This is a genomic window from Klebsiella sp. JN_Kp122 (assembly GCF_040062085.1).
In the GTDB taxonomy this organism is placed as follows: domain Bacteria; phylum Pseudomonadota; class Gammaproteobacteria; order Enterobacterales; family Enterobacteriaceae; genus Klebsiella; species Klebsiella aerogenes.
The window spans coordinates 53,972-73,849 of the sequence record NZ_JBEAHW010000021.1; the positions used below are offsets into that span (position 1 = coordinate 53,972).

The 19,878-nt window shown below is 56.7% G+C and carries 17 protein-coding genes and 1 pseudogene; 11 read left to right on the plus strand and 7 right to left on the minus strand.

Going from position 1 to position 19,878, the window contains the following annotated elements; translation table 11 throughout:
• Positions 1-55: 55 nt before the first annotated feature.
• Positions 56-1,738, minus strand: coding sequence for a ShlB/FhaC/HecB family hemolysin secretion/activation protein (locus ABLU78_RS10055; RefSeq protein WP_048230067.1), 1,683 nt, complete (start codon positions 1,736-1,738; stop codon positions 56-58).
• Between the two features lie 501 nt (positions 1,739-2,239).
• Here ABLU78_RS10055 and ABLU78_RS10060 point away from each other — a divergent pair.
• The 3 genes from ABLU78_RS10060 to yjiA all read left to right on the plus strand — a co-directional run bounded on the left by ABLU78_RS10060 (position 2,240) and on the right by yjiA (position 5,671).
• Positions 2,240-4,390, plus strand: a complete 2,151-nt coding sequence (locus tag ABLU78_RS10060) for a carbon starvation CstA family protein (RefSeq protein ID WP_015368441.1) — start codon at positions 2,240-2,242, stop codon at positions 4,388-4,390.
• A gap of 109 nt (positions 4,391-4,499) precedes the next feature.
• Positions 4,500-4,703, plus strand: a complete 204-nt coding sequence (locus ABLU78_RS10065; RefSeq protein ID WP_002887451.1) for a YbdD/YjiX family protein — start codon at positions 4,500-4,502, stop codon at positions 4,701-4,703.
• 11 nt (positions 4,704-4,714) lie between these two features.
• Entirely contained in the window at positions 4,715-5,671 is a 957-nt protein-coding gene (gene yjiA / locus ABLU78_RS10070; protein ID WP_015368442.1) for a GTPase, read from the plus strand.
• 57 nt (positions 5,672-5,728) lie between these two features.
• Here yjiA and ABLU78_RS10075 read toward each other — a convergent pair whose 3' ends face one another.
• Positions 5,729-7,099 carry an NAD-dependent succinate-semialdehyde dehydrogenase gene (locus tag ABLU78_RS10075; protein ID WP_048230064.1) on the minus strand — a complete coding sequence of 457 codons (1,371 nt, stop codon included), beginning with the start codon at positions 7,097-7,099 and terminating at the stop codon, positions 5,729-5,731.
• 166 nt (positions 7,100-7,265) lie between these two features.
• A pseudogene (locus ABLU78_RS10080) lies at positions 7,266-7,601 on the minus strand (ISNCY family transposase); the annotation flags it as partial.
• A 57-nt stretch (positions 7,602-7,658) separates the two neighbouring features.
• Here ABLU78_RS10080 and ABLU78_RS10085 point away from each other — a divergent pair.
• The 5 genes from ABLU78_RS10085 to ABLU78_RS10105 all read left to right on the plus strand — a co-directional run bounded on the left by ABLU78_RS10085 (position 7,659) and on the right by ABLU78_RS10105 (position 12,549).
• A complete protein-coding gene (locus tag ABLU78_RS10085) occupies positions 7,659-8,951 on the plus strand; it encodes a DUF445 domain-containing protein (protein WP_162866938.1) in 1,293 nt (430 codons plus the stop codon).
• A 56-nt stretch (positions 8,952-9,007) separates the two neighbouring features.
• Positions 9,008-10,252, plus strand: coding sequence for a multidrug efflux MFS transporter MdtM (gene mdtM / locus ABLU78_RS10090; RefSeq protein WP_020079709.1), 1,245 nt, complete (start codon positions 9,008-9,010; stop codon positions 10,250-10,252).
• Between the two features lie 117 nt (positions 10,253-10,369).
• Positions 10,370-11,521 (plus strand): double-cubane-cluster-containing anaerobic reductase, encoded by a 1,152-nt coding sequence (locus ABLU78_RS10095; RefSeq protein WP_048230063.1) that lies wholly within the window; start codon positions 10,370-10,372, stop codon positions 11,519-11,521.
• Positions 11,522-11,530: 9 nt separating this feature from the next.
• Positions 11,531-12,298 (plus strand): putative 2-hydroxyacyl-CoA dehydratase activator YjiL, encoded by a 768-nt coding sequence (yjiL, locus tag ABLU78_RS10100; protein ID WP_048230062.1) that lies wholly within the window; start codon positions 11,531-11,533, stop codon positions 12,296-12,298.
• Positions 12,295-12,549: a DUF3343 domain-containing protein gene (locus ABLU78_RS10105; protein ID WP_045411641.1), complete on the plus strand. Its 255-nt coding sequence runs from the start codon at positions 12,295-12,297 to the stop codon at positions 12,547-12,549. The genes yjiL and ABLU78_RS10105 overlap by 4 nt, the downstream gene beginning before the upstream one ends.
• Here the strand turns inward: ABLU78_RS10105 and ABLU78_RS10110 are convergent.
• From ABLU78_RS10110 to ABLU78_RS10125, 4 genes are all read right to left on the minus strand, one after another.
• Positions 12,546-13,610, minus strand: a complete 1,065-nt coding sequence (locus tag ABLU78_RS10110) for a DUF2955 domain-containing protein (RefSeq protein WP_045365322.1) — start codon at positions 13,608-13,610, stop codon at positions 12,546-12,548. The genes ABLU78_RS10105 and ABLU78_RS10110 overlap by 4 nt on opposite strands.
• Positions 13,600-14,667: an HlyD family secretion protein gene (locus ABLU78_RS10115; RefSeq protein WP_015704273.1), complete on the minus strand. Its 1,068-nt coding sequence runs from the start codon at positions 14,665-14,667 to the stop codon at positions 13,600-13,602. Before ABLU78_RS10115 ends, ABLU78_RS10110 begins: the two co-directional genes overlap by 11 nt.
• Before the next feature lie 6 nt (positions 14,668-14,673).
• Positions 14,674-15,138 (minus strand): MarR family transcriptional regulator, encoded by a 465-nt coding sequence (locus tag ABLU78_RS10120; protein ID WP_015368454.1) that lies wholly within the window; start codon positions 15,136-15,138, stop codon positions 14,674-14,676.
• 146 nt (positions 15,139-15,284) lie between these two features.
• Entirely contained in the window at positions 15,285-15,449 is a 165-nt protein-coding gene (locus ABLU78_RS10125; protein ID WP_015368455.1) for a DUF1127 domain-containing protein, read from the minus strand.
• Positions 15,450-15,626: 177 nt separating this feature from the next.
• Between ABLU78_RS10125 and ABLU78_RS10130 the strand changes: the two genes are divergently transcribed.
• The 3 genes from ABLU78_RS10130 (at position 15,627) to ABLU78_RS10140 (ending at position 19,734) form a co-directional block, all read left to right on the plus strand.
• Entirely contained in the window at positions 15,627-17,039 is a 1,413-nt protein-coding gene (locus ABLU78_RS10130) for a PLP-dependent aminotransferase family protein (RefSeq protein ID WP_020079716.1), read from the plus strand.
• A gap of 444 nt (positions 17,040-17,483) precedes the next feature.
• Complete coding sequence (locus ABLU78_RS10135) at positions 17,484-18,401, plus strand: acetamidase/formamidase family protein (protein ID WP_015704270.1); 918 nt, start codon at positions 17,484-17,486, stop codon at positions 18,399-18,401.
• Positions 18,391-19,734 (plus strand): APC family permease, encoded by a 1,344-nt coding sequence (locus tag ABLU78_RS10140; RefSeq protein WP_048230060.1) that lies wholly within the window; start codon positions 18,391-18,393, stop codon positions 19,732-19,734. Before ABLU78_RS10135 ends, ABLU78_RS10140 begins: the two co-directional genes overlap by 11 nt.
• Positions 19,735-19,878 lie beyond the last annotated feature (144 nt).

The following is a 19,878-nucleotide window of genomic DNA, read 5'->3' on the forward strand; positions in this document are numbered from 1 at the left end:
CGCGGAAGATCGTCCATGTGCACAGCACGCGCCGCCGGGCGGCGCGTGAGTATAGTCAGTAGTTCCAGCTGACGCTGAAACCAAAAGTCGCCGGGTCGGTTTTAAAGCCATCGGGTTTGGCTAAAGGGATACCGGCGAACAGGTCGTAGCTGGCGCGCTGGTACTGGCCGCGCAGCCCTGCCACGCCCCCGGCGAGGTGTTTGCCTACCAGCGTTTCACTGCCTGCGCCGCCGACTTCGCCGTAATCCGCCCCCAGATAAAACTCCTGCCCCGGCAACGGAGTCGACCAGGCGATATCGTTACGTACGTACCAGCCGTGACTGGCGGTCAGGGTGCGCTCGCCGTCAAAGCCGCGTACCGTCCAGCGGTTGCCGATGGAAAACATATCCGGCGAAGTCAGCGGCGTGCTGCTCATCTGCCGCTGATAGCGGCTGGTAAAGCGAAAATTTTGCCCGCCCAGGGCAAAAGGCAAATTGAGCTGAGCATTGAATTGCAGGATTTTGCTGAGGGCGGTTGCTTCTCCCCACTGCTCTTCCGGCGCGGGCTGAGCGCCAAACCAGCGGGTACCGCGCTGATAGCTCGCTCCGGCATCGAGAGTGGCGTTGCCCAGGTAATGGCGATGCTGCAGACCAAGCTTCCAGGCCGCCGTCTGCCGCCGCTGAACGGCAATCTCGGTGTCGTTAATGAAGTTGCGCTGCTCGCGGGCTAACACATCGGCGCTAAGCGTGGTCTTCTGACTACCGCTACGGTGCAGTACGCGGCTCATCTGGAAATCAACGTTCTTGCTTTTACCGCTGTACTGGTAATCGCCGTTGGCCCCCGCCACGGTTTGCACGTAATCGTACTGGCTGGCGGTTAATCCGAGCTGCCAGTAGCCCAGCGGGATCGAATAGTGGCCGGTCAGGTTCTTTGAGGATTTACCGCCGTTGCCATCGAGGTTATGTGAGCCGGAAAGGTAAAAAAGATCGCTTAAGGCTAGCGGGTTATCCAGTGATAGCGTCAGGTTACCCTGATAGCGGCCGGTGGCATTAGAGCCGGAATCATCGAGCGAGGCGTCAACGCGCCAGAAGCGTTCCTGTCGGCGGTTAATAACAATATCGCTTTGCCCCGGCGTTTCGCCCGGAACAATTTCCATGCTGGCCTGTACCGTCGGCAGGCGCTGCAAGTTTTCCAGCCCCTGTTCAATATCGCGCAGATCCAGTAGTTTCCCGTCAGTCGCCGGAAACGCGCTCGCCAGCCACAGATAATCATCGCTGTCCTCCGTAAGTCTGGCTTCACGGATATAACCCGGCATCACCACCAGGCGCAAAACACCGCTTTTTAAATCCTGCTGCGGGGCAAGGATCCGGCTGGTGATATAACCGCGATCGATTAATATATTCTGCAACTGGGCCATCAATAGATTAATGCCCTTCCCTCCCAGACAACGCCCAATCGCTTTATTTGTCTGGCGCTGGAGCGGAAGCCAATGCGGTAAGGCTTCAGCGCCCTGCAAAATAACCTGAGAAATAGCAAAGCAAGGTTGTTCCACGGGAAATAAACCATCATCGACATTTATTTCTTCCGCTGATAAATGAATATCCGGTGACGGAGGCGCGAGCTGACTTTCCAAGGCTTGCTGGCGCTGCTGCTGGTTGATGAACTGCTGCTCACGTTCGGTATCCCCAGGCGCGGCGTATCCCCACACTGGCAGCGCAGAGATAATAAAAACCTTATGAATTAAACTCCATTTATTCATTATTATTAAAGCCAAAGCCATCCATGTTGGATACAACGAAAAGTTATAACCTTTAAATACATTCAAACGTGTATAAATATCAACTCATATTAACAAGGCAATCACCGCAAAAATAATTCAGCGGGAATTTCATCAATGGCAGGCTATTTTCATCGGATCAGTGAATATATTTCAGTAACCGATGTAAAGTGTGAAGTCATTATGAAATGAGAAAAATGAGTTTAAATTGATATATTCTGACGCAGGTATGCCTCGCGACACACGACAATACCCCGTGATCTCAATCACATATTTCCCTCTTGCTCACTTCATAGCCAACCGCTTACCCCGGCTAGCGACCGCTTAACCCCGCATATAACCACTCACCGATTTACCCAACTTTACGCGCGCGGCGTTCTGGCAAGATCGGAGGCAGCCTAGCTAATCAATACCTCCACCAACCCAAACACAAAACCAGACGGCTTCGGCCAATTATTAATCTAATTAACGCCAGGTTTTACTATGGATACCAAAAAACTACTCAAGCACATACCCTGGGTGATTCTCGGAATCATCGGGGCATTTTGCCTCTCAGTCGTCGCGTTGCGCCGCGGTGAGCACGTCAGTGCCCTGTGGATCGTCGTCGCGTCGGTTTCCGTGTACCTCGTCGCCTACCGTTATTACAGCCTGTATATCGCGCAGAAGGTGATGAAGCTTGACCCAACGCGCGCGACGCCGGCGGTCATTAATAACGATGGCCTGAACTACGTGCCGACCAACCGCTACGTGCTGTTTGGCCACCACTTCGCCGCCATTGCCGGGGCCGGCCCGCTGGTTGGCCCGGTACTGGCCGCGCAGATGGGTTATCTGCCGGGCACCCTCTGGCTGCTGGCCGGTGTGGTGCTGGCGGGCGCGGTACAGGACTTCATGGTGCTGTTTATCTCCTCGCGGCGTAACGGCGCTTCGCTGGGCGAGATGATTAAACAGGAAATGGGGCCGGTACCGGGTTCTATCGCCCTGTTCGGCTGCTTCCTGATTATGATCATCATCCTCGCGGTACTGGCGCTCATCGTGGTGAAAGCGCTGGCGGAAAGCCCGTGGGGCGTCTTTACCGTCTGTTCGACGGTGCCTATCGCGCTGTTTATGGGTATCTACATGCGCTTCCTGCGTCCAGGGCGCGTGGGTGAAGTCTCGGTGATCGGTATCGTGCTGCTGGTGGCATCTATCTGGTTCGGCGGCATCATTGCCCACGACCCGTACTGGGGCCCGGCGTTGACCTTTAAAGATACCACTATCACCTTTACCCTGATTGGCTACGCGTTCATCTCCGCGCTGCTGCCGGTATGGCTGATTCTGGCGCCGCGCGATTATCTGGCCACCTTCCTGAAAATCGGCGTGATCGTCGGCCTGGCGCTGGGGATCGTTATCCTCAACCCGGACCTGAAAATGCCGGCAGTGACCCAGTACATTGATGGTACCGGCCCGCTGTGGAAAGGCGCGCTGTTCCCGTTCCTGTTTATTACCATCGCCTGCGGCGCGGTCTCCGGTTTCCACGCGCTGATCGCCTCCGGCACCACGCCGAAGCTGCTGGCCAACGAGACCGACGCCCGCTTTATCGGCTACGGCGCGATGCTGATGGAATCCTTTGTTGCAGTCATGGCGCTGGTTGCGGCCTCGATTATCGAACCGGGCCTCTACTTCGCGATGAACACCCCGCCGGCAGGCCTTGGCATCGTCATGCCAAACCTGCATGAAATGGGCGGTGAAAACGCGGCGATGATCGCAGCGCAGTTGAAAGAAGTCACCGTCCACGCGGCGGCGACCGTCAGCTCCTGGGGCTTCGTAATTTCACCAGAGCAGATCCTGCAGACGGCCAAAGATATCGGCGAACCTTCAGTCCTGAACCGCGCCGGCGGCGCACCGACGCTGGCCGTTGGTATCGCCCATGTGTTCCATAAAATCATCCCGATGGCGGATATGGGCTTCTGGTACCACTTCGGTATCCTGTTTGAAGCGCTGTTTATCCTCACCGCGCTGGATGCGGGTACCCGCGCAGGCCGCTTTATGCTGCAGGATCTGCTGGGTAACTTCGTGCCGTTCCTGAAAAAAACCGACTCGCTGGTCGCCGGTATTATCGGTACCGCCGGCTGCGTCGGGCTGTGGGGCTACCTGCTGTATCAGGGCGTGGTCGACCCGCTGGGCGGCGTGAAGAGCCTGTGGCCGTTGTTCGGTATCTCTAACCAGATGCTGGCCGCGGTGGCGCTGGTGCTTGGCACCGTCGTGCTGGTCAAGATGCAGCGCACCAAATATATCTGGGTCACCGTTATCCCGGCTGCGTGGCTGCTGCTGTGTACCACCTGGGCGCTGGGCCTGAAGCTGTTCAGCAGCAACCCGCAGATGGAAGGCTTCTTCTTTATGGCTCAGCAGTATAAAGAGAAGATTGCCGCCGGCGGCGAGCTGACCGCACAGCAGATCGCCAACATGAACCATATCGTGGTCAACAACTACACCAACGCCGGCCTGAGCATTCTGTTCCTGGTGGTGGTGTATAGCATCATCTTCTACGGCATCAAAACCTGGCTCAATGTCCGCAACAATAAGGTGCGTACCGATAAAGAGACTCCGTACGTGCCGGTACCGGAAGGCGGCGTGAAGACCTCGTCACATCATTAATCCTGATGCCGGATAGCGCTACGCTTATCCGGCCTACAAAAAGCACATTAACGTAGGCCGGATAAGGCGCGAGTCGCCATCCGGCTTTATTCGTTATCTGGAACTTACAATGTTTGGTAACTTAGGTCAGGCAAAAAAATATCTCGGTCAGGCGGCGAAAATGCTGATCGGCATTCCGGATTACGACAACTACGTCACCCATATGCAAACCAACCATCCGGATCAGCCGTACATGACTTATGAAGAATTCTTCCGCGAACGCCAGCAGGCCCGCTACGGCGGCGACGGCAAAGGCGGCGTACGCTGCTGTTAATGGAGGCAATAATGGCACCGATTGCAGTCACCCTATTAACCGGTTTTCTCGGCGCAGGAAAAACCACCCTGTTGCGCCACATCCTTAATGAGCAGCACGGTTTCAAAATCGCCGTGATTGAAAATGAATTTGGCGAAGTGTCCGTTGACGATCAATTGATCGGCGACCGCGCCACGCAGATTAAAACCCTGACCAACGGCTGTATTTGCTGCACGCGCTCAAACGAACTGGAAGATGCCCTGCTCGATCTGCTCGACAGCCGCGATCGCGGCGAGATTGCCTTCGACCGACTGGTGATTGAATGCACCGGCATGGCCGACCCAGGGCCGATTATTCAGACCTTTTTCTCCCACGAGGTGCTTTGCGAACGCTATCTGCTGGACGGCGTGATTGCCCTGGTCGACGCCGTCCATGCCGACCAGCAGATGGATCAGTTTACCATTGCCCAGTCGCAGGTCGGCTACGCGGACCGGATTCTGTTAACCAAAACCGATGTCGCCGGCGACACCGAAAAGCTGCGCGAACGGCTGGCGCGCATCAACGCGCGGGCGCCGATTTATACCGTCATCCACGGCGATATCGATTTAAGCCTGCTCTTTAATACCAGCGGTTTTATGCTGGAAGAGAAGGTTGTCAGCGCCACACCGCGCTTTCATTTTGTGGCGGAAAAACAAAACGACGTCTCGTCGATTGTGGTCGAGCTCGACTATCCGGTGGATATCAGTGAAGTCTCACGGGTGATGGAAAACCTGCTGCTCTCCTTCGCCGAGCAACTGATGCGCTATAAAGGCATGCTGTGGATCGACGGCGAGCCAAATCGCCTGCTGTTCCAGGGCGTGCAGCGCCTCTACAGCGCCGACTGGGATCGCCCGTGGGGTGATGAAACGCCGCACAGCACGCTGGTGTTTATCGGCATTCAACTGCCGGAAGAAGAAATCCGCGCCGCGTTTGCCGGGCTCCGTAAATAGCCGCCGCAAGGAAGAATCCCTCCCCCGATGGGAGAGGGATACTTCATGATGGATGGTTTAGCGGCGAACGACCACCAGCTTCTGATTCACAAACTCTTTGATACCGAGGTCGGAAAGCTCACGGCCAAAGCCGGAGCGCTTCACGCCGCCAAAAGGCAGCTCCGGCGCGGTATCCGTTAACCAGTTGATATAGACCATGCCGGTTTCAATCCCCGAGGCCATACGCTTCGCCCGCTCAATGTCCTGACTAAACACCGCGCCGCCCAGGCCGTAGTGAGAGTCGTTGGCGAGCTCAATCGCCTCATCATCGTCTTTCACCACGTATATCTGCGCCACCGGGCCAAAGAACTCTTCGAAGTACGCCGGGTTCTCACGGGTAATTCCCGTCAGAATGGTGGGTTCGTAGAAATTACCTTCGCCGGAAACCGGCTTGCCGCCGAGGTGTAATTTGGCGCCATACTTCACCGCCTCATCTACCTGTTTACTTAAGGTTTCCAGCGCCTCTTTCGACGAGAGCGGGCCAAGGGTGGTGCTTTCATCGAGCGGATCGCCGATCTTCACCTGGCGGAAGGCATCGCTAAACTTGCTCAGGAACGACTCGGCGATTTTTTCATGCAGAATGAAGCGTTTAGCGGCGGTGCAAACCTGCCCGGCGTTGTTCAGCCGCGCCTGTACGCCTATTTTCACCGCGCGTTCCAGATCGGCATCGTCGAGTACCACAAACACATCGTTGCCGCCCAGCTCCAGCGTCGCTTTCTTAATATGTTTCGCCGCCTGCGATGCCACGATGCCGCCCGCTTTTTCCGAGCCGGTCAGCGCCACCCCCTGCACCCGATCGTCAGCGATGATTTTCGCCACCTGATCCTGGGAGATAAACAGGTTGGTCCACGCCCCTTCCGGCGCGCCAGCCTCGCGCACCAGATGCGCGAAGGTCTCGGCGCATTGCGGAACGATGCTGGCATGTTTAGCAATAACCGGATTACCGGCCGCCAGATTTGGCGCCAGCACGCGCATTAACTGGTAATAGGGGAAGTTCCACGGCTCCACCGCCATTAAGACGCCGATGGGATGGTGTTCAACCCAGGCTTCGCCAAGGTCGGAGGGATACTTCACCGGCGCCAGGAACCGTTCGGCGTTGTCGGCATAATAGCGGGCAATCTGCGCGCAGAGTTTGACCTCGCCGCGGCTCTGTTTAATGAGCTTGCCCATCTCCTGGCTGGCGATTTTCGCCAGCTCCTCCGTCCGGCTGTCGATAAGGTCGGCAAGCTTATGCAGCACCGGCAGACGCTGCGCAATATCGCCTTTCGCCCACGCAGAATGATAAAGCGCATCTGCCTTCTGCAGCGCTGCCTCCACGTCCGCATCGCTGTGTGCGGGGTAGCTCTTAATTAGCTGGTTATTCGCAGGATTCACTGTCTGATAAGCCATATCGCATGTCTCCTTGTTATCGCTATTAACGCAGTCAAAAATGCCGCTAAGGATATTAAGGGTAGTCGAGATGGCTGACGATGCGGGTAAAGTTAGGTATATCCGGAATATTCCATGAGAATGGATAGCAAGGGCGCCTTGAGGGCGCCCCGGCATAACGGCTTTATCAATGTGGTAACGTGGCTATCTCTTCGGCAGCCAGACCGGTGATCTTCAGTACGGTTTCAGGTGCAATACCGTCGGCAAGCATCATCCTCGCAATTCGCTGCGCTTCGGCGTGCTGCCCTTCTTGCCATCCTTCAAGCCGCCCTTCACGTTTGCCTTTTCTGCGGCCAACTTCCTGTAATCTTTCGGCGATGGTCATCAATCTCTCCCTATGCTGAGGAACCCGATGCGCGACTTCGCGAATAAACCGGCCGAAGCGGCGCACGTTGCCAGTTTGCAGCAAATAATTAAATAGCGTTTTTAGCTGCCTGTCATTAGCGTAACCGCTAAGTAAAATTGATCCGCGCGTACAGGAAGTTGTGCCGATTTTTGCATGACCTCGCCGTCAGGTTATATGCTTAACCTTATGGAAAAACTCGCTGAATTAAAACGCGCCAAACTGCTGGCGCTGTCGCTGCTGCTGATTGCGGCGGCGCTGTTTATCACTACGCTGCTGCTACCGCCGACGCCGTGGGTCAGCGCGCTGAAGGCTATTTCCGAAGCGGCGATGGTCGGGGCGCTGGCCGACTGGTTTGCGGTGGTGGCCCTGTTTCGCCGAATTCCGCTGCCGTTTGTCGCCCGCCATACGGCGATCATCCCGCGTAATAAAGACCGTATCGCCGATAATCTTGGCCATTTCGTGCAGGAGAAGTTTCTTGATACTCCCTCACTGGTGGCGCTGATTCGCCGCTACGAACCGGCCTTGATGCTCGGTAACTGGTTTAGCCAGCCCGAAAACGCCCGCCGTGTGGGCCAACATCTGCTACAGGTGATGAGCGGTTTTCTCGAGCTCACCGATGATACCCGTATTCAGCGTCTGCTGCGGCGCGCGGTGCACAAGGCTATCGATAAGGTCGACCTGACGCAGACCAGCGCCATGATGCTGGAGGGGCTAACCCGCGATAACCGTCATCAAAAGCTGTTGGATTCACTAATAAGCCAGCTGATCGCCCTGCTACAGCGCGACAGCTCACGCGCCTTTATCGCCCGCGGTATCGTGCACTGGCTGGAGACCGAACACCCGCTGAAGGCCAAACTGTTACCCACCGAGTGGCTTGGCGAGCACAGCGCCGAAATGGTCACCGACGCGGTAAATACGCTGCTCGATGAGGTCACTCAGGACCGCAGCCACCAGATTCGCCAGGCCTTTGACCGCGCGGCGCAGAAGCTTATCGACAATCTGAAATCCGATCCGCAAATGGCGCAAAAAGCCGATAACATCAAAGCGTATCTGAAAAACGATGAGACCTTTAATCGCTATCTCGGCGAGGTGTGGGCGGATCTGCGCGGCTGGGTGAAAAACGATATCAGCAGTGACGATTCGCGCATCAAGCAGCGGATCGCCGAGGCCGGTCAGTGGTTCGGCGAAACGCTGGTGCGCGACGACGCGCTGCGTGAATCGCTGAATGAGCATCTGGAGCAGGCAGCGCATCGGGTGGCACCGGAATTCTCCGCTTTCCTCACTCGCCATATCAGCGATACGGTCAAAAGCTGGGACGCGCGCGATATGTCGCGCCAGATCGAGCTCAACATCGGCAAGGATCTGCAGTTTATTCGCATCAACGGCACGCTGGTCGGCGGCACTATCGGCCTCGGCCTGTGGCTGTTATCGCAAATTCCGGCCCTGCTGCATCTGCATATCGGCTGACAATGGTAGCATCATAACCATTCTAACGATGAATACCCGACGGCAAGGAGAAGGTTATGTCATGGATTTCGCGATTGAGCGCCCGCTACTGCGCATCGCTATTCTTTCCGATGGCGCTGATCCTGTACGATTTTTCCGCCTACCTGACCACCGATCTCATCCAGCCGGGGATCCTGCACGTAGTGCGGGATTTTAACGCCGATGTGGCGCTGGCTCCGGCCTCGGTGAGCCTGTATATGGCCGGTGGAATGGCGCTACAGTGGCTGCTGGGGCCGCTATCCGATCGTATTGGCCGCCGACCGGTACTGCTGAGCGGCGCGCTGATTTTTACCCTCGCCTGCTTCGCCACCCTGTGGACGACCTCAATGACCCAGTTCCTGATTGCCCGTTTTGTGCAGGGCACCAGCATCTGTTTTATCGCCACCGTCGGCTACGTCACCGTGCAGGAGGCCTATGACGAAAAGCGGTCGATCAAGCTGATGGCGGTGATTACCTCCATCGTGCTGGTGGCGCCGATCGTCGGTCCGCTTTCCGGGGCGGCGCTGATGCACTTTATCCACTGGAAAGCGCTGTTTGGCATTATCGCCGCGATGGGGCTGGTGGCCTGGCTGGGTTTACTGTTTAACATGCCGGAGACGGTGCGTCGCGGCGACGTGCCATTCAGCCCACTCGGCGTGGTGCGCGATTTTCGCGACGTCTTCCGCAACCGCATCTTTTTACTCGGCGCCGCCACGCTGGCGCTGAGCTATATTCCGCTGATGAGTTGGGTGGCGGTATCGCCGGTGATTTTAATGGACGCCGGCGGGCTCACCACCAGCGAGTTTGCCTGGAGCCAGGTGCCGGTCTTCAGCGCTGTCATTATCGCTAATCTGTCGGTGGCGCGCTGGGTGAAAGACCCGACTCGCCCGCGCTTTGTGTTAAGCGCCGTGCCCATCCAGATGGTTGGTCTGGCGATCCTGATTATCGGTAATCTGACGTGGCCGCACGTCTGGCTGTGGTCGGTGCTCGGCACCTGCTTCTACGCCTTCGGTATCGGGCTGATTTTCCCGACGCTGTTCCGCTTTACCCTGTTTTCCAACGACTTGCCGAAAGGTACCGTGTCCGCCTCGCTGAATATCGTGATCCTTAGCGTCAGCGCGTTATCGATTGAAGGCGCGCGCTGGTTGTGGTTCCATGGCGGCAGATTACCGTTCCACCTGCTGGCGGTAGCCGCCGGGATCGTCGCCGCCTGCTGTCTGGCAGGGTTACTCCGTAATTTGCGCCAGCGTTCAGAGGCGGTCATCGAAGCCCGGCAATCCTGAATTTAAAGAAGGTCTATTAACGCCGTCAGGATGGGCGGGAGATCAATAAATACACACAAATAACATGGTTATAATGGCGACTCTTTCATCATCTCCCGTGTACGGGGAAGGAAAATCATGTCGCTTATCACCGAACTACCCACCCTCTTCGATCAATTCTCAGAAGCTCGCCAGAAAGGCTTTCTCAGCGTAATGGAACTCAAAGAGCAGAACGTGCCGCTGGTCGGTACCTACTGCACTTTTATGCCCCAGGAGATAGCCATGGCGGCGGGCGCCGTGGTCGTCTCACTGTGTTCCACTTCTGATGAAACCATTGAAGAGGCGGAGAAAGACCTGCCTCGCAATCTCTGCCCGCTGATTAAAAGCAGCTACGGCTTCGGCAAAACCGATAAATGCCCCTACTTTTATTTCTCCGATCTGGTGGTCGGCGAAACCACCTGCGACGGCAAAAAGAAGATGTACGAGTACATGGCCGAATTCAAGGCGGTACACGTAATGCAACTGCCGAACAGCGCCAGCGACGCCGCCTCCCGCGCGTTGTGGAAAGCGGAGATCAAGCGTCTGCAGCAGGTGATTGAAACCCGCTTCGCCACGCCCATTAGCGAAGCGGCGCTGCGTGAAGCCATCGTACTGAAAAATCGCGAACGCCGCGCGCTGGCCAACTTCTATCGCCTCGGGCAGCTCAATCCGCCGGCGCTTAGCGGCGGCGATATTTTAAAGGTGGTTTATGGCGCCACCTTCCGCTTCGACAAAACCGCATTGATTGACGAACTCAATGCCATAGCGGAAAACATCCGCCGACAATGGCAGGAGGGAAACCGGTTAGCCTCCCGCCCGCGCATTCTGATCACCGGCTGCCCGATCGGCGGCGCGGCGGAAAAAGTCGTCCGCGCTATCGAAGAAAACGGCGGCTGGGTGGTGGGCTACGAGAACTGTACCGGCGCGAAGGCCACCGAGCGCTGCGTGGCGGAAGATGGCGACGTCTACGATGCCTTAACCGATAAATATCTCGCCATCGGCTGCTCCTGTATTTCACCTAACGACCAGCGCCTGCAATTGCTAAGCCAGATGGTTGAGGAATACCAGGCCGACGGCGTGGTCGATGTCATTCTGCAGGCTTGCCATACCTACGCCGTGGAATCGCTGGCGATTAAGCGTCACGTTCGCCAGCGGCACGACATTCCTTATATCGCGATCGAGACCGATTATTCGACGGCGGATCTCGGCCAGCTCAGTACCCGCGTCGCCGCGTTTATCGAAATGCTATAAGGAGCAAGCGTGATCTACTCGGTAGGTATTGATTCCGGCTCCACCGCCACCAAAGGCATCCTGCTGGCAAACGGCGCCATCGTGCGCCGTTTCCTCAGCCCGACGCCCTTTCGCCCCGCCGATGCCATTCATGATGCCTGGGAGACGCTGCGCGCGGACCTCGCGGCAACGCCTTTCTTAACCCTCACCGGCTATGGTCGCCAGTTGGTCGATTTTGCCGATAAACAGGTCACCGAAATTTCCTGTCACGGGCTCGGCGCGCGCCTGCTGGCGCCGGAAACCCGCACGGTGATTGATATCGGCGGCCAGGACAGCAAAGTCATTCAGTTGGATGCGCAGGGCAACCTCAGTGATTTTCTGATGAATGACAAATGCGCCGCTGGTACCGGGCGCTTTCTGGAAGTGATTTCACGGACCCTCGGCGCCAGCGTCGACCAGTTGGACGCCATTACCGAAGGTGTAGAACCGCACGCCATCACCAGCATGTGTACGGTGTTCGCCGAGTCGGAAGTCATCAGCCTGCGTTCCGCGGGGGTTGCCCCGGAGGCGATTCTGGCCGGAGTTATCAATGCCATGGCGCGGCGCAGCGCGAACTTTATTGGCCGTTTATCGGCGCAGGGACCGCTGCTGTTTACCGGCGGCGTCAGCCACTGCGCCGCCTTCGCCCGCATGCTGGAGACACATGTTGGCATGCCGGTCGCGACCCATCCCGACGCCCAGTTTGCCGGGGCAATCGGCGCGGCGCTGATCGGCCAGCGCCAGCGGAGGCGCGGATGAGCAAATATCTATTCTTATTCCATTCAACGGCGGGCGTCGTGCGGATGCGCAAAGCCCTGCAGGCGGCAGCGATGACCTTCGAGGTGAAGGATATTCCCCGCCAGCTGCGCAGCGGCTGCGGGTTGTGCGTATTGATTGAGGGGAGCGAAAAAACAGCGCGAAGTTGGATAATCGCCGGGCATACTGCGGCGCTGTATCAGCAAAACGGGGAAGCGTGGCGCTGCATCGCCCGCTTCCCGCAGGAGGATTAATCGGTCACTACAAAACGCGTCGGCGCGAAGCAGTTCAGTACCCGATGGACCAGAAACACCATGGTCAGCGTCGCCACCAGCGATACCGTGACTGAAGTAATACGGTACAGATCGCTGAACACCAGATCCTGATTCGGATGCAGATTCTGGCCAAACATAATACCGATAGTGGTGATGCTGGCGAATCCCACGCCCGCGCCCACTTTTTCCATCACGTGCAGGCGGGCGCTAAAGGCCAGACCAAGACCAATCAACGGCATCATCAGGATCATGTGGTTGCTGAAATCATAGATAATCAGCTGCACCACCAGAATGTACAGACAAGCCAGTACCACCCCCGCCACACGCCAGATCGAGCTGATTACCGCGCCGCGATAATGCATCGGGAACAGGATCAGTACCCCGGCCATCAGCGCAGATAGCGAATCGCTCAGATCGCAGATCTGAAAGATCACAAAGATAATGGTCGCAACCGTGCCGGAAAGCAGCGATTCATGACGGATCCGCGCGGCGTCTTTCTCTATGCGCGGCGGCGGCTTACGCGGTTCAACATCCGGGATCAAATAGTGCAGCAGCGCGCTCAGCGCCACCGCCATCACGCAGGCCTCCATATTGGAGAACATCAGCGTGTGCCAGTTGCTGGTGGGATAGCTCATAAAATTGAGCATCGTGCTCTGGCACACCACGCCCATCGACCCCAGCAGGAACAGCGGCCCCTGGCTCATGAAGCGAAAGCGCATCACATACAGACCGAACACAACTAACGTCATGATCACCGGCCACTGCGACAGATAGCCAACGATGAGCACCATTTCGACGCAATTGACCGCCGCGCTGAACACAAACTGCCGGGCGACGTGGCGGTTGAATACCGGCACCAGCGACATCAGCATCAGCGGATAAACGACGAAAAACACGCCGTACTGCACGTCGTAGAAGGTCGAAATACTCAGCGCGATGGTCCCGGCAACGGCAATGCGTACCGTCTGGCGAAAATCATTGGCCGTATAGACGATATTGCCGTGCGGGGTAAAGACGTGCGCCAGGGTGTTAATAGACATAGTGCAACCAGCTCACCAGGTGGATCTGCAGGCCGGCAAAGGTGCGGGCGAAGGGGCCGTCGCTATTGTACAACTGGACGGTGGCGCGGGCGCCGGTCGGCAGCGGCTTATCCAGAGGTTGATCCAGCGCGACGTGAATCCGCATGCGCTGCGCATCGCGCACCCAGCGGGTAGACTGCTCAGGCTGCGACAGTTGGCCATTCACCGCTTCCTGACCGGCAAGAATACCGGCGTCGCTGCTGGTCACGTGCGCCGGGAACACTTTACCCGGCAGGGCATCGAAAACCACCGCCGCGTCGGTATTCACCGCCGTATGGCGCAGGCTTTTTTCACGAAAGTCGGCGACGATATCGGTATTGTTGTTAACCAGCGCCAGCACGGCGGTAGCGGCGGTGGCGTAAATTCCCGGATTAAGCTGCAGGTTGCTGACCATACCGTCGGTCTCAGCGCGCACCTGGGTCCAGCCGAGGTTGAGCTGCGCCTCTTCCAGCGCGTTGCGATATTTCTGCAGCGTCACGTTGCGCTTGTCGTCGCGCTCGCCGCGCTGGATCAGCAGGTTCTGAATCTGCGCATTCAGGGCGCTGACCGATTGTTCGCTGGTCTGCCATGTCGTGCGCACCTTATCGAGATCCGATTGCGACACGTTTTGCATGGTGCTCAGGCGCTGGTAGCGGTCGAGAGTGACTTTGTCATTACGCGCGGTGTACTGCGCGGTGCGCAGGTTGGCGCGAGCGGCGGCGATTTGCGCATCCAGCTGCTGGTTGCTCAGTTTGGCCTGTTGCAGGGCGATTTGCGCCGCTTCAACTTTATTAATGAATGGCGTGGGATCGAGCTCATACAGCAGATCGCCCTTTTTCACCTGGCTATTGTTGTGCACGTAGACGTGCGAGACGTAGCCGGAGACCCGCGACGAGACCGGAGTCACCACGCGCATCACGGTGGAGTCCGGGGTCAGTGGGATCCAGATATCGGCAACGATAAACCAGGCGAATATCACCAGGAAAGCGGCAATACTTACCCTTACCCAGCGGGCAAATTTTTGTTCTGGCGTCATCATAGTGTTTTAGATCTTGTTATCTTCTTCGCGGATTGTCCGCAAGTTGCAGGCGATTTGATTTAACGTGGCGCTGAAGGTGTCGAGATCCGCATCGGGGATGGTTTCCGTCACGCGCCGTTGATAAGTCTCAATGACGCGGTTCAGCTTTTCCAGGATGGTACGGCCTTCTGCCGTCAGCGTAAGCAGGCGGATGCGCTTGTCGTATGGCGATGTTGAGCGCAGTAGATACCCCTGCTTTTCCAGCTGCGTGAGAGTGCGCATCAGCGGCGGCAGTTCAATACCCTGCACTTCCGCCAGTTCGCTTACCGAGACGTTGCACCCCAGCTGATGCAGCTGCATCAGCACCGTCCAGCTTGACTGGGTCAGGCCGGTATCGGTAATGGCGCTGTCGATAATCGCGCGCCACTGGCGCACCACCATCGCCATGCGCATCCCCATCGGGCGGCGGGCAAACAGTTCGTCTTCGGTCATGTTACTTTCCTCACTTAGCTGTGGGGAAAATAATACTTATCAGGGTAAGTATCAAGAAACGAAGGATGTAGAAGCATCAATTGATAAATTTTGTGAATGTAATTCCCCGGTAGCGCTGACGCTTACCGGGCTACAAAACGCACTTTTTAATTAATCTGATCCCGGCGCAACCCGACATCTTTCAGCTGTTCGTCGCTCATTCGCTGCAATATTTTGCGCGTTTGCCCACGAAGCCACCATTTTTTAATCGCTCGCACCAGAAATACCCAGCCGATAAACGGCTGTTTTGCCCGATTCTCGTGAAATTCCATCCTCTACCTCCTCGCCTTGCCAGAGGCTTTATCTTCACGGATCCGGGCCAGAACAATACAGATTCACAAAACACTTTTCTTTAACATACAGATTGGCTAAAACGTACACCATGCCCCATTTTTGACCGCCATCTGTACTGGTTTATCTATCTGTATGGCGATAATTAAGGATACAGCATGACCCGTTATCAACATCTGGCCAGCCTGCTGGCTGAGCGTATCGAACAAGGTCTGTATCGCCACGGCGAAAAGTTGCCGTCGGTGCGCAGCCTGAGCCAGGAGCATGGCGTCAGCATTAGTACCGTTCAGCAGGCCTACCAGACGCTGGAACAGCAACAGCTGATCGTGCCGCAGCCGCGCTCCGGCTATTTCGTCGCCCCGCGCAAAGCCCAGGCGCCGGTGCCGCCGATGTCGCGCCCGGTGCAGCGCCCGGTGGAGATCACCCAGTGGGACCAGGTGTTGACCATGCTCGATGCGCGCAACGATAAATCGATCATCACCTTTGGCGGCGGTTCGCCGGACGTCACCCAACCAAGCCTTAAGCCTATCTGGCGCGAACTGAGCCGGGCAATTCAGCACAACCTCAGCGAAGTGCTTAACTACGACGAGCTGGCCGGGCGTCGCGAACTGCGCGAACAGATCGCCCGCCTGATGCTCGACGGCGGGTCAGTCGTCACCGCCGACGATCTGCTGATCACCAGCGGCTGCCACAACGCATTATCGCTGGCGCTGCTATCGGTGTGTCATCCCGGCGATATTGTCGCCGTCGAATCCCCCTGCTACTACGGCACCATGCAGATACTGCGCGGCCTGGGGCTGAAAGCCATTGAGATCCCAACCGATCCGGAATCCGGGATCAGCATCGAGGCCTTAGAACTGGCGCTGGATCAGTGGCCAATCAAAGGGGTGATCCTGGTGCCTAACTGCAACAATCCGCTGGGATACATCATGCCTGACGCGCGCAAACGCGCGGTGCTGTCCCTTGCCCAGCGCCACGATATCGTGATTTTCGAGGATGATATTTACGGCGAGCTGGCGACCGAATACCCGCGCCCGCGCACGATTCATTCATGGGATATCGACGGTCGGGTGATACTTTGCAGCTCGTTTACCAAGACCATCGCCCCCGGCCTGCGCATCGGCTGGATTGCCCCCGGGCGCTACTACGATCGTCTGCTGCAGATGAAGTACGCCGCCAGCGGCACTAACGTCCCCTCCACCCAACTGGCGGCCTGTAACTTTATTCGCGAAGGCCATTACCACCGCCACGTGCGGCGGATGCGGCAGATCTATCAGCGTAATATGGAGATCTACACCTGCTGGCTGCGGGAGTTTTTCCCCTGCGGCATCTGCGTCACCCGACCGAAAGGCGGCTTTATGCTGTGGGTCGAGCTACCGGAGCAGGTAGATATGGTCTGCGTCGCCAAGCAGCTGTGTCGGCTGAAGATCCAGGTCGCGCCGGGATCGCTGTTTTCAGCATCCGGGAAGTATCGCAACTGCTTAAGGATCAACTGCGCCCTGCCGCCGATTGAGAAGCATAAAGAGGTGATGGTCAAACTGGGGGAAGCGGTGAAAGTGGCGATGGAGTGATTTTCCGCTGACGCTGTACTCACCGGAGCGATGGGTTTATCACCCTGCGCCAGCTCGTTGCCAGGCAAGAGATTGCTATCTTCTTCTCTGCTCAGTCGAAGTGCTGGCGAAAATAGTAAGAGTTATTGATAATTACTATGGGTGTATCTCGCGGATCGCCAATTTAATTATACTTGGCATAATATGCTGCAAAATAAGCAGGTGAGCAGTAAAAATCAGGAAATTAGCTATAGTGAATAAGACAATAAACAAAAAAACATTAGATACACCACTTTATTATATTTAATACAACCAAGTATAAAATTTTGATTTTAAATAATAATCACCGCAAACACTCTTAGGCCACTCATAATTGCCTTCCTGCGATATTCCCGATACATTCACCCTTTCCCCGACGGGAAATACCAAATAAAAAAACACAACAATATTACCGGGATGAATCTAATGAAAATAACCAAAGATCGGGTGGTTTACGCCATGTCGCGCGATAACGTTCCTTTCGCCACCGTCAACAGTGGAAGTGAAGTATTATTCGAAACCTGCGACTGCTTCTCCGATCAAATCACCTCAGCCGATGCCGTCTTTAATGAACTGGACTGGCAGCGCATTAACCCGGCGACCGGCCCCGTCTTTATTGAAGGCGCAGAGCCGGGCGATTGCTTAAAAGTCAGCATCAAACGCATCACCCTGACGGCTCAACAGGCGGTGATGGTGACCGCGCCGCAGCTCGGCGTCATTGGTGATGAACTGCATGAGCCCACGGTCACCATCGTCCCAATCGTCGAGGATCATGCGGTCCTCCCGGGGAACGTGCGCGTGCCATTGAAGCCGATGATCGGCGTCATTGGCGTTGCTCCAGCAGGAGAACCCATATCCTGCGGCACGCCGGATAGTCACGGCGGCAATATGGACTGCAAAATGATCGCCGCCGGCAGCACGCTGTGGTTGCCGGTCAACGTGCCCGGCGCGCTATTCGGGCTGGGTGATTTGCACGCCGCGATGGGGGATGGCGAAGTGTCTGTCTGCGGTCTGGAAGTACCGGGCGAAGTCCTCGTCGAGTTAACCGTTGTTAAAAACCGTCAGCTACCCTTACCGATGCTGGAAAACAACGAAACGATTTTCACCCTCGCCTCCGCCGTTACCCTAGACGATGCGGCAGCCCTTGCGGCACGTAATATGGCCCATTTCATCGCCGACAATACCGCATTAACGCTGGCTGAGGCGATCAACGTGCTGAGCATCGCCGGAGACCTACAAATTTGCCAGGTCGTTGATCCGCTGAAAACCTGCCGCTACGCGCTGCCGAAAACGGTCGCCAAACAGCTTTCTCTGTCGATTGATGGGGGCAAGCATGAGCGTTGAACAGTTCGGCTATAAACAGGAGCTCCATCGAGCGCTGACCTTCCGCGATCTGCTGGTTTACGGCATGATTTTTATGGTGCCCATCGCCCCTTTCGGCGTCTTCGGCTACGTCTGGGATGGCGCGCAGGGCATGGTGGCGCTGGCTTATCTGATCGGCATGGTGGCAATGTTTTTCACCGCCATGAGTTACTGGTCGATGTCGCGCGCATTCCCGGTTTCCGGTTCGGTATACGCTTACGCTCAGCGCGGAATACACCCTATCGTCGGCTTTTTTGCCGGCTGGCTGATATTGCTGGACTACATTCTGGTGCCATCGCTGCTGTATATCGTCAGCGCGGCGGCGCTGGGGCCGATGCTGCCGGGCGTTCCGGGCTGGGTCTGGATTATCGGCTTTATCGCGATTAACAGCCTGATTAACTTACGCGGCATTACCTTTACCGCGCGAGCGAATAATACCATTTTGGTTGCTGAAATCGTGGTCCTCGCGATTTTTGTGGTGCTGGGATTTATTGCACTTTATTCCGGAGCCGGGGCAGGCCACCTGACGCTCGACCCCTTGTTTAATGCCGATAAATTCAGCCTGCCGCTGGTGATGGGCGCAGTCTCGATTGCCGTACTCTCTTTCCTCGGCTTCGATGGTATATCGACGCTGTCGGAAGAAACCAAAGGCGGCGTCGATACCGTCGGCAAGGCCTCGTTAGGCGCCCTGATGCTGGTGGGGACGCTGTTCATTGTCCAGACCTGGATTGCCGCGGATCTGGCGCAGGGTATGAAATTTGGCAGCCTCGATACCGCGTTCTACGACACCGCCAATCTGGCCGGCGGCCAATGGCTGAAATACGTCACCATGTGGTCCACGGTGATTTCCTGGGGGATCGCCAACGCGCTGGTTGCCCAGGCGGCGGTTTCACGCATCTTGTTTGCGATGGCCCGCGATAAGCAGCTCCCGCAGCTGCTGGCGAAGGTGCATCCACGCCTGAAAACCCCGTATGTCAGTACCTTATTTGTCGCGCTGATTTCACTGGTTTCCGGTCTCTGGTTCTACGGCGATATCGACAACCTCAGTCGGCTGGTGAACTTCGGCGCGCTGATGGGCTTCTTGGTGCTGCACGTGGCGGTGATCAACCACTATCTGATCCGCCAAAAGTCGCGCAATCTGGTGATGCACCTGCTCTTCCCGGTGATTGGGCTGTGCATTATCGGCTTTGTCATTTATGAGATGGATGTTGAAGCCAAAGTGCTCGGCCTGAGCTGGCTGGCCGTCGGCGTGGTCTATTACGCCATTATGCGTCTGGTGCTTAAGCGCAACGTGGAGCTGAATCTGGAAGGGTAAACATCACTGGGCGTCGGGCTCGCCGCTATTTGCGGGCCCGACGCCCCTGAGTATTTCCCCGCTCGCGCTGCGCTTAGCGGGGCTACTGGTTCACAGCCGTTTACGGGCCGGTAGCCCCGAAAAGGCGCGGCAAGCGCCGCCTCC